This window comes from Microbacterium sp. A94 (genome assembly GCF_051842855.1).
Classification (GTDB): Bacteria; Actinomycetota; Actinomycetes; order Actinomycetales; family Microbacteriaceae; genus Microbacterium.
Map to the genome: position 1 here is coordinate 1,089,601 of NZ_JBPXMU010000001.1, position 15,985 is coordinate 1,105,585.

Consider the following 15,985-nt stretch of genomic DNA (forward strand, 5'->3'; position numbering starts at 1 on the left):
TCTCTGCCGCCTGAATCCGCCAGAGGTTAGACCGAAAATCTGAACTCCACCACGTCGCCGCAGATAACAACCTTTGGCATCAGGCATGAGACACTGACGCGATTCTCGAATTAGCACACTGTGCTAGTTTAGAGGCCATGAGTTATTCAGGACACGTCGAACGCCGGGATCTCATCCTGTCTGCCGCGGCAGAGTTGCTCGCCACATCAGGAATGGGTCGACTGTCAGTGCGTACTGTGGCGGAGGCAGCAGGGATCGGGATGGGCACGCTCCGGCACTACTTCCCCAATCAAAAATCGTTGCACGAGGCCCTGATCCTCAAGCTCGTCGACGACCAGACCCAGGATTACAAGATTCGCGACAGCACGTTGCCCGCGCAAGAGCGCTTGGAACGATGCCTGTTGCAGTTCGTGCCGACGTCCGACGAAGCAACACATCTTGTCGACGTGTGGTTCGGTATGTATCGAGTCGGCTTGGACCCGTCCGGGCCACCATTCGCACGAGCGTTTCTGGAAGTCTCCACCACTCGATCCCGCGAACGCATTCGGACATGGCTGGAGATCATCGCGCACGAGGGACACCTTGATCCCTCATTCGTGCGCACCCACGTGCTGGAGTTGAGTGCTCTGATCGCTGGGGTGTGCCTTGAACTTGCCACTCCGGGCACGGAAATGACCATTGACGACGCACGCAGCCTCGTGCGCCGCGCAGCGCGGGCAATACCGAAAGAAGACAGCACAAGATGAGCGGGCAACACTCCCCGACGATGAAAGCCGAGATACCACCGAACAGTTGGGAGCGCCGGCGTGCAGCACTCATGAAGAGTACCGGAGCGCGCATGCTGCCCCGGCAGCTCCCGGAAGGCCGGACGTTGCCTCTCGCGTATGTGCGCAGCGGGCCACGCACGACCGCGCCGGTACTCGTGATCCCTGGCGGGCCTGGCCTAGGTTCGATGCTGCCGTATCAGCGGTTCCGCACAACGGCAGCGAAGCAGGGGCTCGAGGTGGTCATGGTCGAGCATCGTGGCGTCGGCCTATCGCGCAAGGCAGACGACAACACCGACCTTAACCCCGCCGACATCACAGTAACTGACGTACTGGATGACCTGGCCGCTGTGCTCGACGCCGAAGGCATCGAACAGGTGATCGTTTATGGGTCGTCGTACGGCAGCTATCTCGCGACGGCGTTCGGTGCACTCTATCCCGGTCGGGTGAGCGGGATGATTCTCGACTCGCCGGTGCTCGACGCCCAAAGCAAGCACGACACCGCACAAGCACTCAACACTCTGTACTGGCACGGCACCAAGAAGACTTCGAAGCAGGCCGCTCGGCTACGCGCTCTTACTCAACGCGGAACGGTCTCAGTTGAAGATGCCGGATTCCCGATCCAGCTTTTGCATGAATCTGGCGGCCCCGATCTTGTCACGTCGATGCTCGACCTTCTGAATCGCGGGAAGGGCGTGCGCGTCTGGTCGTGGCTGAACCGCCTCGGTACCTCCGACGTCATGCGCACCCGCCCCTTCCTCATGGAATTCGACTTGGTCGCTCACTGCGCATTCACCGATCTCGGTTATGGCCTCCCCCATGATTCTGAAACGGGTCCGCTGCGCAACGACGCCTCCTTTGCTGATCTCGCGGAGCGATTTCCGCCATTCAGGGGTGAGCCAGTCGATGTGCGAGGGTCGTTGCCAAGCTTCGACTGGCCTCTGCTCGCGCTCTCGGGTGACCGTGACGTGCGCACGCCGCGGTCTGTTGCTGAACAGGTCATCGCAAGCGCACCGAACGCGGTACTCGTACCGATCGAACACCACGGACATAGCACTCTAGACACTGCACCGCACCTCGCCATCAAGGCGATAGATCACCTTGTAGCAGCGAACGGCACGACACCAAGTGGCCTCCACGATCTCAGTGGCTCACGGTCGGCCATCGCTCGATTGATCTCGTTCCGACTCGGCGTCGCCAAGCTTCTCCCCGCGCCAGCAAGATAATCAGTTTTCAGCGGGAAGCCCCAACGAATGTCGCCACGTACACAGAAGGGCCCCTGTATTCTCAGAGGGCCTTCCGCACCTAGAGTCCAGACGCCACTACAAGACCGCTACAACCACGGCGTATCTACACTGATCTGTAGCAAAATTAATGCTGCACGACCTGGAGTTTAGACATTGAATCTAAACTCCACCACGTCGCCGCAGATAACAACCTCTGGGGCTAACCACCTACGACCGCGCACGTCACCCTCACCGCCCGACCAAGGCCTCCCGTGCCGTCCGTTTCGAAGAGCACATTACCGCTCTGCCCGTGAGTGCTCACATTCGCGCACCCGGCCTCTCGCAACGTCCCTGCGATGTCCCTCATTGAGACAAGGATCCTGCCGCCGACGTTGATCCCCCTCAGCGGTGCCACAAACAGCATCATCGCGCACCCGCGGGATCGACGGTCATCGCATGAGCGCAGCGACCGCACCGATTTCGACGAGCGCACCCGGAACTCCCAGACCGGCGACTCGCGCACCGGTCACCAACGGTGGCTCATCGGATGCGAGATCCCTTGCGATCGCCCCATATGCGGCAGCAAGATCTACACCGTCGACGAAAAGAACGGTCCACTGCACAACATCGTCGATCGTCGCGCCGGCTGCTTCCAACGCCGTCCTCGCGTTCGCGAGAGCGCGACGTGACTGCGCAGCCACATCGTCTGCGCCGACCAGTGAGCCATCGGCGTCGACTGAGTTCTGCCCACCGACATAGATCGTCGTCGCACCCGGAGGAACTATGGCAACGTGGCTGAATGCGGGACTGGAGACAAGCCCTGAAGGACGAAGGCGCTGCACTGAGGTCATGCTCACTATCATGACGCGCACCACCGACATCGCGAAAGACGTCGACGCAGGCTTCTCCTGCGAACTCGCTGTACCAACGAGTTGACGCTTCCCCAACGGAGTGGGCGTCTGACAGTCAGAGGCTCAGACGTTGAACCGGAACTCCACCGCATTCCGATGGTCATAGAATATTAGGCAACACGAGGCTCGACCTCATAGTTCGATGCGTCTGGTCCCGCCAGTCGCATCTCGAAATTTCTCAGGAACTTGCTCCGGCGACGCCAAACCACTCGTGCGCTGCGCGGGCTGTCGCCCTGAGCTGCGGATGCTCCCGCACGATCTTACGTTGCATCTCAGCGGGCAACCCGAGCTCGTGCTACAGCGCCGGTAATGGCAGGTCGGAGCAGCAACCTGCACATGTGCCGCAACCGCGCCTGGCACCCGGGCATGCGAGACAGACCCAGCTGGTGGCGTCACTAAGCGGACCATCCCGGCATGAGCTGCGGGCAGGTCCCAGATCTGACGCGCTGTCCCCGGCGGTCATCGACGGCCAGGGTGACGCGCTCGAGTTTCGGCACGGACTAACCTCTTTCCGGTGAAGCGCTACGCATGGGTGGCGTTGATCCTCTGCGACAGCGCCTCGAAGTTGACCAACGTAGCTTCGGAGAGCTTCTCGACACGGGTGGGGTCACGCAAGAGGACTTCAGCTGGACGCCAGTGATCAAACTTGGGCTCGCCTAAGTTCTCCAAGCGCTTCAGGATGCGCTCATGATGGTTGGATAAGTCTTTGGCTTTGAGCTTCTTACCGAACGCCGCGTTGTATAGCGCGATGTAGTCATCGACGGAGAAGAGATCCTCGATGTCGGCATGCTTTTGCTCGAGAACAGAGCTGACGAGAACGATTCGCTCGCTGTCGATCTTGTTCGCGTTCATAGCCGCTTCGACCTTTCCGCCCCCTTCGGTACCCGAATCGAGCAGCACAGTGACCGACACCTTACGACCGAGAAGCGAGACGAACGCCGGCACATTGGATGATCCGCCTGCCGGCAGGATGCGCCACCGCTCGTCAACACCCTCACGTCCCGTATCGCGCAGTCGACGACTGACCAAGTCCAGGAAGGCAAGATCGGACGGTCCTTCAACGAGTAGGTTCCGTTCACCGATGAAGAGGTTCTGTGTCAGGTCATAACCGAGTGCCGCTTGGAGCGGGAACGCGCTGTCATCCCCGACTTCCAGAGCCTCGGACGTGGTCACCGAGCCGATGTCCTCGCCGCGGTCTTCAACAACGCGAACACGCTCGATCTGATCAACCATGAACGGCGAGTGCGTCGTGTAGAGCACCTGCCCCGCCGGCACAAGTCGTTCATTGATGAAGCGCAGGAAGTCTCGCTGGGCCTTCGCATGCAGCGTGAGGCCCGGCTCATCGAGCAGGATGACCACGTTGCTCTCACGAGTCTCGAACTCGCTGAACGCAGCGAGGAATGAGAAGAACCACCGATAGCCTGACGAGCGCCGCGAGAAGTTGTTGGTGAAGTCGTGCTTCCGATCCTCGACGCGGAAATTCAGATATCGCACGACGCTGTGCTGACCGCGCTGATCAGAGACCGTCTCCGGCTCCGTCATGATCTTGATCCGCAGCTCCGGGTTGGTGCTCCAGTACTCCTTCATCTCCCTGGAGAGATCGTTGGAGACCGATTCGAGCTCTGCTGTGCTCGACTCGAAGTTGGAGTCCGTCATCGCGTTCACGTCGGTGTTCGCGAGCTTGAGGAGGGCGCGAGCTGTCTGCTTCGGCGAGGCACCAGGATGCTCGTCTGATTGCGTCTTAAGCTCAGCAACGTCTACCCGGCCCTCGAGGCTCTGATAGTCGGTGAACAGGAAGAACTTCGGCAGTCGCGCCCAGATCGTAGATCTGGCCACCGAGCCCGGGCTTCCGTTAGCGCCGAGGAAACCATCGATGCGATCGAGCACGTCACTGGTGGGCGTGCCCGCAACGTCGTCGATTGGGCTAGATTCTTCTGCTGACACTGCTTCGGCGGTCGCGGCTGCTTCTGCTTTGACAAAAGCCGTGAGCGCAGTCTTCAGCGAGGCGGCCGTTTCATGCGCCTCGGCAAGAGCCTCAGCATCGCGATGCCCTTCGAGCACGTTGCGCAGGAATCGGCGTTCGTCCACCGAGACACGGAGCCAATGGCTGTCGTTGTATCGTCGACCGACCTGCACTGTCTCGGGTGCGGCGACGCCCTCCCCCAGGGCCTCTTCAAGTGCCTCGAGGTCCTGCTGGTCAAGCTCGAAGGTCGCGTCGATCGGCGAGATCTTCTGCAGGTCTTCGTTGCGACTATCTCGGCTGCGCCGCCAGCGCGGGTAGTCGTCGAGCTCGACGAACTTGTCGCCGTAGACCGGGTTGAGCCGATAGAGCGCGTCGAGCATGGTCGACTTGCCGGACTCATTCATGCCGACAAGGGTGGTGACGTCCCCCTCCACCGACACTTCTGTCGAGTCCAGCACGTTCTTGTACCGGGTTACCCGGAACGACTTCAGTCTCACTATGCGACCTCTCCCTCACGCCTCTCTGAACGCTCCTGAGCCTACTTGGCGGCACCGACACCGCCGCGCGCAACGATTTTCGTCGAAGCCGTCCACTTTGTGGGAGTTTTTGAGTCGTTGACGCGACGTACGACTGCGGGGACACCATCGGTTTCCGGTGCAACAACTGCCATGGACCCGCCGATCTCAGTTGATGCATCCACGCGATTCCAGTGCACCTTGAAGCCTCGCGAACCACTATTACCCGGAAAACTCCTGCGGACCGCCGCTCATCCTCAACGTCACCGGGTCCGGGGCGGGCAGCTCATCCGGGACGAACCCGCCGTCATCCGGGTGATGGAAGAGGGATAGTGATGCGCTCGTCGCGGTGCTCAGATTGATGAACCGCTCGATCTGCGTGTTCCCCGGCTGCCGGTAGTCCAGCTCACCTCGAGCGACGCGCTCGATGCCGACACGGTCTGCAAAAACCATCGGGTCGCTCATGACGAGTCCGAGCTTGCGCGAGATCGGGTAGGTGATGCCCCACGCCGTCATGAAGCCGACACCACGATCGGCATAATATTCCTCGTCGTCATCCTCATCCTCATCGTCATCGGGATGCGGGACGAGCACTACCGGTGTGTCCGAAGTGAAGAGCGACCGCTTCTCGAACTCGACGAGCATCCACGGTCGGCCCGCGATGTATGGCACCAGCCCGTTGACCATCTCGCCAATCTGTCTGATGTGAGAGAGCGCGGATACGCGAATCGGCGGGCCTTCCGGCCGATTCGCTTGTTCCCATACCAGCTCGGCGGCAGCATCGTCTAGATCCATGCCAAGCTTGCGCTTCGCCCAGCCCTTCACGCCCGCTTTCCCTACGGCACTGACTTCAAGACGCGCAACCTGCGCCTGGACATGCTGCATGTTCCGCCGCTGCTCGGGGCCGCGGGCCACCTGAAGGGCGATGAACGACGCGAGCGTCGCGCGGTCTTCCAGTGCCAGAGGCCAGACTCCGGCTTCGAGCTTCTTGAAGACCGCTGCTGCTTCACCTTCAGCGCCGCTGAGCAGCTTCTCGAAGACATCCGGTCCTTCCTCATGACCGGGCACCGTGTAGAAGCCATTCTCCGCGGCTGTCTTGCGCACGCTCGTCGTGTACCGCTGGTCGCCGGGGAGCCGAACGGTCGTTATCTGTTCGCCATCCGCGAAGCCTCGGAGATAGAACTGCGGAACGTGGTGGTGCCGTTTCGCAGGTGTTTGCGCCATAAGCCCATTCTGGACTGAGTCGCCCGCGATGTGCGTAGCCACAGTTCGTCTTTACCCACCCGGCACACAGAACCGACACAGGAGGCGTCTGCCTCACGCATGAACCTCGCGTTTACGCAGCTCTAGTTACTAAGGCGGGATTCCCCCGCATTCCGATGGTCATGGAATATTAGACACAGCCAGGAGGAGGCCAGGAGTCCGGCCGCGCGCCAATGCTCGCCCAGTACGGACACTCATCATCGTGGTTTGTCCAGTCGCACGCGTGAGGGCCTGCGTGGTGATGCCACCCGCCGAAGCGACCAAGTTCCTCAGACCAGTGCTCGCAGCGGATTACCTGAGGAGAACGGTCTGCGCTGTCAGTGACCATATGCCGGGCTACTCCCCTGTCCCCATGCCGAGTCCGAAGAACCGCTCGAAGAACGAGCCGAGCTTCTCGATAACCCGCCTCTTCGTTTCGCCGCGACCTCCGCCGGCAGCGAACCGGGAGACCGGCGGCAGAACCTTCGTGATTGCCGTCCCCGCGGTCCGCACCTGACCATCACGGAACGCAGTCTCGACGAATGCTCGTGTGGCGTCAGGTCGGAGATTTTCTTCCATGATTAGCGCCTCGAGCTCGGCCTCACGCTTGGCTGCGATGAAGTCCCGCCATTCCTGGTCGAGCTCCCCGTCAACGGAGAGCGATTCGACGAAGTCCTCGATGAGGTCCTTCTTATTGCGCAGTGTCGGGCTCGCTGCGACGGCACGTGAGATCGCAGCGCGGATCTCTTTGTCGTCACCGTCGCCGCGCTCGTCGCGATACTTCTGGACGAGCATCAGGATGTAGTCGACGTTGATCTCGACCTGTTTGATCAGTTCGATCTCGAAGACGACGTCGTCGTTAATTTGCTCCTTGTCAGCGTTCTTGTCCTTGCGGAAGTCCGCGTAGAGGTCCAAGTACACGCTGCGGTAGTCCTGCCCCTGACGGTCAGTCAGGATCTCATGACCGGTGAACTCATCGAACGAGGTCAGGATGTTCTGCAAACGCAGGATCGCGCCAAAGAGCTTGATGAACTCCTTCTGCGCGGACTCACCGATGATCGGCTGCCCGAGGGGGAATGTGGTCAGTAGCTCGGTGACCTTGTCGGCGTAATCGTCGTAGTACTCGCCATATGGTTTGAGCAGAACCACGCCGCGCGCGTCCTTGTTGCCGAACAGGGCAATCGCGTCGTTGGTCTCCGCTTCGAGGTCACGGAAGCTGACGATGTTGCCGTACGTCTTCACCGAGTTCAGGATGCGATTGGTGCGGGAGTATGCCTGGATCAACCCGTGAGCGCGCAGGTTCTTGTCGACGAACAACGTGTTCAACGTCGTCGCGTCGAAACCGGTCAGGAACATGTTCACGACGAGCACAAGGTCGATCTCGCGCTGCTTGAGCCGGAGGGACAGATCCTTGTAGTAGTTCTGGAACCGATCGGCTGACGTGTCGAACGAGGTCCCGAACATGTCGTTGTAGTCCTGGATCGCGTCTTCCAGGAACGACCGCGCGTCCATATTCAACGCGCCCGTGTCGAAGCCCTCTTCGTCGAGCCCGCCGTCCTCGACCGCGTCGTTCGCGCCGTAAGAATAGATCAGACCAACCTTCAGCCGCTGATCCGACGGCAGACCCTCCTGCTGCAACTGGAAGTGGTTGTAATAGACGCGGGCCGCCTCGATCGATGCGGTCGCGAACAGTGCGTTGAACCCACGAACCCGCCGCTCACCCAGCGTGTAGTGCTCGGCACGCTTCGTCTTCTGGTCGAAATGCTCGAGTGCGTAGCCCACAATCTGACTGATCCGCTCAGGAGCTAGCAGCGCCTTCTCGGTGTCGATCGCAGAGACCTGCATGTCGACCACGTTGCCGACCTTGACGGTATTGACGTAGTCGATCCGGAACGGCAGAACGTTCTTGTCGGTGATCGCGTCCACGATCGTGTAGGTGTGCAGTTTCTCCCCGAAGGCCTGCTCGGTGGTCTTCAGCTGCGGATTCCCGCCGCTCCCAGAGTTCACCGCGAAGATCGGCGTGCCGGTGAAACCGAAGAGGTTGTATCGCTTGAACGCCTTCGTGATCGAAGCATGCATGTCGCCGAACTGCGAGCGATGACACTCGTCGAAGATGATCACCACATGGCCGTCGTAGATCGCGTGGCCCTTGTTCGCACCGATGAACGTGGAGAGCTTCTGAATCGTCGTGATAATGATCCGTGCACTCGGATCCTCAAGCTGCTTCTTCAACACTGCGGTCGAGGTGTTGGAGTTGGCAGCGCCCTTCTCGAACCGGTCGTACTCGCGCATCGTCTGATAGTCGAGGTCCTTGCGGTCCACGACGAATAGCACCTTGTCGACGCTCGGCAGCTTCGAGGCGAGCTGCGCGGCCTTGAACGACGTCAGCGTCTTGCCCGAACCTGTCGTGTGCCACACGTACCCGCCGGCGGCGAGGCTGCCGAGAGTTTTGTAGTTGGTCGAGACATCGACCCTCTGCAGGATCCTCTCCGTCGCGACGATCTGGTACGGCCGCATTACCAGCAACATCCGATCGGCCGTGAGCACGCAGTACTTCGTCAGCACGTTCAACAGCGAGTGCTTAGCGAAGAACGTCTTCGCGAACGCCGACATGTCGGCGATCGGTTTGTTCTGCGCATCAGCCCACCACGACGTGAACTCAAAAGAGTTACTTGTCTTCCGCACGCGTTTCGCGCCGGAGGCTTCACTCAGGTGCTCCCGGCGCGTCGTATTCGAGTAATACTTGGTCAACGTGCCGTTCGACATTACAAACAGCTGCACGTACTCGAAGAGACCTGAGCCAGCCCAGAAACTGTCGCGCTGGTAGCGGTCGATCTGGTTGAACGCCTCGCGAATATCAACGCCGCGACGCTTCAGCTCGACGTGCACCATAGGGAGGCCGTTGACCAGGACCGTGACGTCGTATCGGTTCGAGCGCGCCGAACCACCTTCGCCCTGGCCGATCTCGTACTGGTTGATCACCTGCAGGCGGTTGTTGTGAATGTTCTGCTTGTCGATCAGCAGGATGTTCTTCATCGAGCCGTCGTCACGCTTCAGGAGCTGGACGTGGTCTTCCTGGATCCGCACCGTCTTCTCGACGATGCCGTCGTTCGCACCCGCGATCCGCTCGGTGAAGAACTGATCCCACTCTGCGTCAGTGAACGTGGTGGAGTTCAGCGCTTCGAGTTGGAGGCGCAAGTTTGCGGCCAGCTGCGCTTCCGAGGTGATCGGCAGGTATTCGTACGCCTGCGACTGCAGCAATCGGATCAGCTCTCTCTCAAGCTCTGCCTCCGACTGATAGGAAGCTGCGCCTACAGCGTCATGAACGTACTGCGCAACGACCGTGCTCTCCGACGAGACAGCGATCGGAGCAAACTTGCGCGGTGCGGCGTCGCTCATTATGCTTCGGGCTCCTTAAACGTGAGGAGCTTGTCGCGGTAGTACTCGTACTGCTTGCGACGCGCGGCAAGCTCAGCAGGGAGACCGATGCTGAGGTCGTTCACGAGGGCATCAAATGCATCGAGTGAGTCAACGACCGCATCCTGTTCCCCAAAGGGAGGGATAGCGATCTCGTACACATCCCTGATCACGGATGGATGCGCTTTCCGTGTGTAATCGAATGACTGCTTCTCCCACTGGACCGTCAAAGCGTAGTAAAGATACTTGACTCGAAGTATCGACGTATCTACAGTCATCCAACCGCTGACGTTCGTAACTGAGAATCGATGGGGGTGTCTGTAGAAGAATCGTCCGCCGCCGTCGACCGACCAACTTATTCGCTCATCATCAAACATGTAGAGTCCGTAGCGCCCAAACTCGCCAGTGCCAGCACCAGAAGACGAATACACGGGATACTCGCCAGGGTTGCTAGCAAGGTCAATTTTCGAGATAACTTTCCCACGACCGAGTTTGATGATTCCGCGAGATTCGATCGCACCGAGCGATGATTTTTCTCCGAGCTGAGAACGCTCGACAATTTCTGAGCGATAGTGCTCGTACTGGTGGCGGCGGGCTTCCAGCTCTGCTTCCAGCTCTGCCTCCAGCTGAGCGAACTGATCCAAGACTCGCACGATTTCGCGCTGAACCTCGAGAGGCGGGACGGGGATTCGGATCTTAACAAACCCCTGAGACGACAATGAACGAACCTTAGTCCCGCTTATGTGACGTCGCTTTTGCTCGTCAAAACTACTAGAACGTAAGAAATACGAGACGTATTTTGGATCCAAAGCCGAAGTGTAAATGAGCGTGTGGTTACTAACAGCCACAGGCCGATCACCCAGCCAGGCAACCCCTCGCGCGAGATCCTCATCGTTCTCTCCCGTTACCGCAATAACTACGTCGCCGGGCTGAGCCTGGCGCGACTTTGCAGCCACTTCCTCCGACACGAATACGGTCGTTTCGGCAGCATGGATACCGTAGTGAGTATAAATCTGCCCGTAATGAATGCAGCCCACTCCTTCTGAAACAAAGTCCTTTTTCTGAGGACCTCCGCCTCGAATAAATGTGCCCATTTCTCCGAAGGTTTTGTGTTCCACGCCATTCGGACACAGCTCATGGACCAATTCGCTAATACGGCTCATGCGAAGAAGTCCTCATCTATCTCGACAACTCTGTACGTCTCCCGAACCTGCACGCCCACGCCGTACCTGATCATCAGTGTCGTCAGGCGCTTGCCGTCGATGAGGATGATCCTCGTTGGAACATTCTCTGCGTACGTCCGCGCACCGTCCGAGAATCGGCTCGTCGTGATGAAAACGCCGCGATCGGCCTTGCCTGCGAGAGCACCGACGAAGGCCTGCAGGTCGGGCCGCGCGACCGTGTTGCCATCGGCGTATCTTTTCGCCTGGATGTACACACGGCTGAGTCCAAGGATGTCCTGGTCGATCACGCCGTCGATGCCGCCGTCGTTGCTAAGCTGCGTGACGCTTCCCTTGCCCGTCGTGCCGCCATATCCCATCGCGAGTAACAGGTCGACGACAGCCTGTTCGAAGAATGCAGGTTCCTTGCCCTGCAGGCGCTCGAGCAGTTCGGCGGCGACTTCCTCGTGAATTCGCGCGACGCCCTCCTGCACCTGCTCGATGGGGGTCAACGACGATGAGAGCTCGTCGCGGACCAGAGCGCTGGCGTGATCGTCTGCGCTCTTCGAACGCGGCCCCGTCGACTGATAGACCCTGATCGGAGAAGAAGGATCTTCACCGAGAGTCTTGATGTCGCGTTCCTTGATTCCGCCCGGGAAGAGCTGGAGGAGTTGCCGACCCGCCTCAGTGATCCGGTAGTGCCCCCGCTTCGGTCGTTCCAGCGCACCGACGTTGGTCAGGAACGAGACTCCCCAGCCGATCCGGTTCTGGTACTTGATCTGGCTCCCGGATGGAAGCATCTCCGTCTTTTGTTCATCGGTGAGGCGAGACTCGTCGGCGACCAGGGGCTGGAACTCACGCCAGTGCATGGTCGCGCCCGAGTTCAACACCCGCAGCGTTGGGGTCATGAACTCCTCCCAGGTGGGTATCTCGGCCATCACTTTGTGCCCTCCAGATCGGCGACGATCTCGTCGATGGACACACGCAGCTCAGCCTGACGCGCGACGATTCGGTCGATCTCGGCATTCAACTCGGTGATGTCGACAATCTCGCGGGTGTCCTCCTGCTCGACATACGACGACACCGCGATGTTGTACCCGTTCGCGGCGATGTCCTCGTTCGGCACGAGCGTCGCGACATGGTCGACATTTGCACGCGCGGTGAACGTATCGAGGATGTGCTTCTGGTTGGTCTCCGTGAGCTTGTTCTTGTTGCCGCTGCGCTTGAACTCGGCCGAGGCATCGATGAACAGAACTGCGTTGTCTTTCTTCGACTTCTTGAGCACGATGATGCACGTTGCGATCGTGGTACCGAAGAACAAGTCCGGCGGAAGCTGGATGACGGCATCGACGTAGTTGTTGTCGACGAGGTACTTGCGGATCTTCTGCTCCGCTCCCCCGCGGTACAGCACTCCGGGGAACTCGACGATCGCAGCGGTGCCGTTGACGGCGAGCCACGAGAGCATATGCATCGTGAAGGCAAGGTCGGCCTTCGATTTCGGAGCGAGCACTCCCGCCGGCGCGAACCGGGGATCGTTGATGAGCAGCGGGTTCGCGTCACCATCCCACCTGATCGAGTACGGCGGATTGGAGACGATCGCCTCGAACGGTTCGTCATCCCAGTGCGCAGGGTCGATGAGCGTGTCGCCATGAGCGAGGTTGAACTTCTCGTAGTTCACGTCGTGCAGGAACATGTTGATCCTGGCGAGGTTGTACGTGGTCAGGTTGATCTCCTGCCCGTAGAATCCCTGGCGAACGTTCTCTTTGCCGAGTACCTTTGCAAATTTCAGCAGCAGCGATCCCGAGCCGACAGCCGGGTCGTAGACCTTGTTTACCTGCGTCTTGCCGACCACGGTGATGCGGGCGAGCAGTTCGGAGACCTCCTGCGGCGTGTAGTACTCGCCGCCGGACTTGCCCGCACTTGAGGCGTACATCTGCATGAGGTATTCGTACGCGTCGCCGAACAGATCGATCGAGTTGTCTTCGAAGTTCCCCAGTGGCAGGTCGCCAATCGCATCGAGGAGTTTCACGAGTTTCTCGTTGCGCTTCGCGACAGTGGGGCCGAGCTTGGAGCTGTTCACGTCTAGGTCGTCGAACAGGCCCTTGAGATCATCTTCTGCATCCGTGCCGAGCGCGGAGCCCTCGATGTTCGTGAAGACGCGAGCGAGCGTCTCGTTCAAGTTCGCGTCACGCGGAGCGCGCTCCCGGACGTTCTGGAACAGCTCTGACGGGAAGATGTAGAAGCCCTTCTCGTCCACCGTCTCTTCGCGGCCGTACTCGGCGTCCGAGTCCGGGAGTCGCGTGTAGTCGAAGCTCAACTCACCTGCGTCGTGCTCGCTCTTGTTGATGTAGGCAGTGAGGTTCTCTGAGATGAACCGGTAGAACAGCATGCCGAGCACGTAGGACTTAAAGTCCCAGCCGTCCACCGAGCCGCGCAGGTCGTTCGCGATTCGCCAGATGGTCTTGTGCAGCTCCGCACGCTGGGCTTCGCTCGTGGTCGGTGTCATACGTTCGTTCTCCTTGACCCATGGGGCGGCTCTTCACTTATGGCAACTGGTACTTCTCAAGGTATCGGCGGGGACCGACCGTTTCGGGATGCTCGCCGCGGACCGCAGCAGAGACGGCCCTCGGTGCCGACGTTGAGGACGGCCTCCTGCTCGTCCTCAACGACCTCAAGCGAAGGAAGTCACGACCGAATGATCAGTGCCCGCGCCTGAACGCCCAGTTGTTCAGCGAGTGCCTCGACCGAGTCCAAGGTGAGGTTGCGCTCTCCACGTTCGATGCCGGCGAGGTATCGAGTCGACACTCCAAGTTGCTCGGCGAGACCTTCCTGCGACAGCTGACGTGCGAGGCGCAGATCGCGCACTTGTGATCCGAGCACAGTTTTAAGCGTTTCTGCCATCCAACCAGCCTTGAGGCTGGTAGTCATGACTTCCAGGAAGTTATCGCTTCCAGTTGCTGCTGTTGTAGAGGCTGAACACGACACCTCGCGGCGGCTACGAAACCGATGCGAGGGAGAACGTCACGGTGCCGAAATCACGAAAGTCCGCTGCGGACGACCAGAACGGCGACTCCGCTGTCCAGCGAACACCGCGATCGCTGGCGCTGCTCGTTGAAACGTGGGAATCCATATTTGAGGTGAAGCGCCAGGAGTGGACCGACGAAGGCCTCTATCAGCCATACGAAGCCTTCGCCTCCGGCGAGCCCTGCCGAGCATGCCGGCGTCCGCTACTCGACGAACTACCCGCGGACAACGGCGAGGTCACCAGCACTGGCCCCAACGTCGACAACGCTGCATTCCGCGGAAAGCACGAGGGCTGCCGCCTCGGGTTCTGGAGCATGGTCGGCTGCAGCGTGGACCATTGCCATCAGTGCTGCCCACCCCCGCCCTTGAGTCCATCCCAAGTCAAAACATTGCGGACGCTGTTGGGTCGGCCTTCGCCGCACCGGGCCTCTTGGCACCTGAGCTTGACCTGCAGTCACGTGATGTCCGTGGTCACCGGGAACAGAACCACCGCACCGACGACGGCTCGGTGCTCGGTGTGCGATTCAACGCGCGGTGTCGTGGAGGCTGCCCCTGGTGGATCGACGGGCACGGACGTCGCTGACGAGGTCGGCGTCACGGAGGTCTATCGACTACTCACCGACGAGCAGTGGAGAGCGATCAGTAGCATCGTGCACCCCGACGACCATCCTCGTCGAGGACGACCGAGTGCGGACGCCCGCACGGTCGTGAATGCGATCTTGTATCGCGACGCCACGAGCATCCCCTGGCGCGAGCTGCCATCCACGTTCGGATCGTGGAGAACAGTAGTTCGGCGGTACGGTCAGTGGCTGGCAGACGGGAGCTGGGACGAGGTCGGCCGACTGCTTTCACAGAGTGACGGCGGCGGCTTACCCAGCGCTGACCCGACGCCGTGAGCTCCTCAGCTGCCGGCATCAGAGTATTGAGACAGGCCGGTTTATGAGTTGCTGTTCAACTCTTGGCAACGCTCACCGTGATACGTGCCACGGCGCGATCACAACCCCTCGTGCCCGCTCCATTACGGAAGCCATGTCACGGTAGCACTGAGGCTTCGATGCCAATGAACCGCGGATAGGGGAACTTCTCGATGCTCTCCGGTCCCCGCAGCTCTTCGAACGCGGTCACTGTTAACCCGTGCCGACGGAATGAACGCAGGTACATCTCGATGGGCCGGTGCACGTGAGTAGCCACCAGCCCGTAGGACTGCGAGCTCGTCCTGAATGGGGTTTCAACCACCTTCTCATCGAGGTAACTGAACCCGTCGCTGCCGGCGTAATCCCAGTAAATTGGCCAGAAGGCCGGGTGAGCAATAGTCGAGAGCACTACTCCACCGCGCGCGAGCGCCGCAAGGGCACCGACGATCCCATCCAGATCAAGCGCGTCCATGAGGACCATGTTCGCCACAGCCAAGTCGAACCGTACATCGGAGCCTCGACGCACCCATTCTTCAGCCGTCGCGACCTCGAATCGCGTCACATCATCGTGAGCGCGAGCCAGTCCAATGCTCACGGCGCTCGGATCGATCCCCAGCGTTTCACTCGACCTGATCGCGAGCTTCGATGTGAGCCGCCCCGTCCCACACCCGACGTCGACTATGCTCTTCGCAGTTGAGCGATCGACCCGCCCGAGAATCCACGGTTCGAGGACGCGCTCATACGACGTGTCCTGATGCAGGGCGACCTGACGGTCACGGATCGGAGCGATTGAATCCCATTCGCGAACGATGTCAGCCTCGTCCTTGTGATCGTAGAACCTCACGGGCT

Annotated in this window: 14 protein-coding genes; 3 read left to right on the forward strand and 11 right to left on the reverse strand. The window is 60.1% G+C overall.

Annotation, left to right across the window (positions count from 1 at the left end; all coding sequences use genetic code 11):
- Window positions 1-137 precede the first annotated feature (137 nt).
- Together ACSU1L_RS05415 and ACSU1L_RS05420 are read left to right on the forward strand one after the other, a co-directional pair.
- The gene (locus ACSU1L_RS05415) at window positions 138-746 is read left to right on the forward strand and encodes a TetR/AcrR family transcriptional regulator (RefSeq protein WP_438253375.1); all 609 of its coding nucleotides are present in this window, start codon (window positions 138-140) and stop codon (window positions 744-746) included.
- Between the two features lie 71 nt (window positions 747-817).
- Window positions 818-1,990, forward strand: coding sequence for an alpha/beta fold hydrolase (locus ACSU1L_RS05420; protein ID WP_439254955.1), 1,173 nt, complete (start codon window positions 818-820; stop codon window positions 1,988-1,990).
- Window positions 1,991-2,210: 220 nt separating this feature from the next.
- On the opposite strand, the gene ACSU1L_RS05425 is transcribed toward ACSU1L_RS05420, so the two are convergent.
- The 10 genes from ACSU1L_RS05425 to ACSU1L_RS05470 form a co-directional block, all read right to left on the reverse strand.
- The gene (locus tag ACSU1L_RS05425; RefSeq protein WP_439254956.1) at window positions 2,211-2,417 is read right to left on the reverse strand and encodes a DUF1697 domain-containing protein; all 207 of its coding nucleotides are present in this window, start codon (window positions 2,415-2,417) and stop codon (window positions 2,211-2,213) included.
- Between the two features lie 22 nt (window positions 2,418-2,439).
- Entirely contained in the window at window positions 2,440-2,841 is a 402-nt protein-coding gene (locus tag ACSU1L_RS05430) for a RidA family protein (RefSeq protein ID WP_439254957.1), read from the reverse strand.
- A gap of 582 nt (window positions 2,842-3,423) precedes the next feature.
- Window positions 3,424-5,361 carry an AAA family ATPase gene (locus tag ACSU1L_RS05435; protein ID WP_439254958.1) on the reverse strand — a complete coding sequence of 646 codons (1,938 nt, stop codon included), beginning with the start codon at window positions 5,359-5,361 and terminating at the stop codon, window positions 3,424-3,426.
- A 240-nt stretch (window positions 5,362-5,601) separates the two neighbouring features.
- Entirely contained in the window at window positions 5,602-6,603 is a 1,002-nt protein-coding gene (locus ACSU1L_RS05440) for a DUF4238 domain-containing protein (RefSeq protein WP_439254959.1), read from the reverse strand.
- Window positions 6,604-6,978: 375 nt separating this feature from the next.
- Window positions 6,979-10,020: a type I restriction endonuclease subunit R gene (locus ACSU1L_RS05445; protein WP_439254960.1), complete on the reverse strand. Its 3,042-nt coding sequence runs from the start codon at window positions 10,018-10,020 to the stop codon at window positions 6,979-6,981.
- Window positions 10,020-11,201: a restriction endonuclease subunit S gene (locus ACSU1L_RS05450; protein WP_439254961.1), complete on the reverse strand. Its 1,182-nt coding sequence runs from the start codon at window positions 11,199-11,201 to the stop codon at window positions 10,020-10,022. Before ACSU1L_RS05450 ends, ACSU1L_RS05445 begins: the two co-directional genes overlap by 1 nt.
- On the reverse strand, window positions 11,198-12,136 hold the full coding sequence (locus ACSU1L_RS05455) for a restriction endonuclease (protein WP_439254962.1): 939 nt from the start codon (window positions 12,134-12,136) through the stop codon (window positions 11,198-11,200). The genes ACSU1L_RS05450 and ACSU1L_RS05455 overlap by 4 nt, the downstream gene beginning before the upstream one ends.
- Window positions 12,136-13,704, reverse strand: a complete 1,569-nt coding sequence (locus ACSU1L_RS05460) for a type I restriction-modification system subunit M (RefSeq protein ID WP_439254963.1) — start codon at window positions 13,702-13,704, stop codon at window positions 12,136-12,138. The genes ACSU1L_RS05455 and ACSU1L_RS05460 overlap by 1 nt, the downstream gene beginning before the upstream one ends.
- Window positions 13,705-13,883: 179 nt before the next feature.
- Window positions 13,884-14,099, reverse strand: a complete 216-nt coding sequence (locus tag ACSU1L_RS05465) for a helix-turn-helix domain-containing protein (RefSeq protein WP_439254964.1) — start codon at window positions 14,097-14,099, stop codon at window positions 13,884-13,886.
- Window positions 14,100-14,437: 338 nt separating this feature from the next.
- On the reverse strand, window positions 14,438-14,566 hold the full coding sequence (locus tag ACSU1L_RS05470) for a hypothetical protein (RefSeq protein ID WP_439254965.1): 129 nt from the start codon (window positions 14,564-14,566) through the stop codon (window positions 14,438-14,440).
- Window positions 14,567-14,737: 171 nt separating this feature from the next.
- Here ACSU1L_RS05470 and ACSU1L_RS05475 point away from each other — a divergent pair, with 171 nt between their 5' ends.
- A complete protein-coding gene (locus ACSU1L_RS05475) occupies window positions 14,738-15,118 on the forward strand; it encodes a transposase (protein WP_439254966.1) in 381 nt (126 codons plus the stop codon).
- Between the two features lie 136 nt (window positions 15,119-15,254).
- Here the strand turns inward: ACSU1L_RS05475 and ACSU1L_RS05480 are convergent, their stop codons facing one another.
- A complete protein-coding gene (locus ACSU1L_RS05480) occupies window positions 15,255-15,980 on the reverse strand; it encodes a class I SAM-dependent methyltransferase (RefSeq protein WP_439254967.1) in 726 nt (241 codons plus the stop codon).
- Window positions 15,981-15,985: the final 5 nt, after the last annotated feature.

Coding starts and splice junctions, on each gene's coding strand:
- ACSU1L_RS05420 (WP_439254955.1), top strand. CDS start 818: ATGAAGAGTACCGGAGCGCGCATGCTGCCCCGGCAGCTCCCGGAAGGC.
- ACSU1L_RS05455 (WP_439254962.1), bottom strand. CDS start 12,136: ATGGCCGAGATACCCACCTGGGAGGAGTTCATGACCCCAACGCTGCGG.
- ACSU1L_RS05440 (WP_439254959.1), bottom strand. CDS start 6,603: ATGGCGCAAACACCTGCGAAACGGCACCACCACGTTCCGCAGTTCTAT.
- ACSU1L_RS05430 (WP_439254957.1), bottom strand. CDS start 2,841: ATGACCTCAGTGCAGCGCCTTCGTCCTTCAGGGCTTGTCTCCAGTCCC.
- ACSU1L_RS05470 (WP_439254965.1), bottom strand. CDS start 14,566: ATGGCAATGGTCCACGCTGCAGCCGACCATGCTCCAGAACCCGAGGCG.
- ACSU1L_RS05445 (WP_439254960.1), bottom strand. CDS start 10,020: ATGAGCGACGCCGCACCGCGCAAGTTTGCTCCGATCGCTGTCTCGTCG.
- ACSU1L_RS05450 (WP_439254961.1), bottom strand. CDS start 11,201: ATGAGCCGTATTAGCGAATTGGTCCATGAGCTGTGTCCGAATGGCGTG.
- ACSU1L_RS05465 (WP_439254964.1), bottom strand. CDS start 14,099: ATGGCAGAAACGCTTAAAACTGTGCTCGGATCACAAGTGCGCGATCTG.
- ACSU1L_RS05425 (WP_439254956.1), bottom strand. CDS start 2,417: ATGATGCTGTTTGTGGCACCGCTGAGGGGGATCAACGTCGGCGGCAGG.
- ACSU1L_RS05460 (WP_439254963.1), bottom strand. CDS start 13,704: ATGACACCGACCACGAGCGAAGCCCAGCGTGCGGAGCTGCACAAGACC.
- ACSU1L_RS05415 (WP_438253375.1), top strand. CDS start 138: ATGAGTTATTCAGGACACGTCGAACGCCGGGATCTCATCCTGTCTGCC.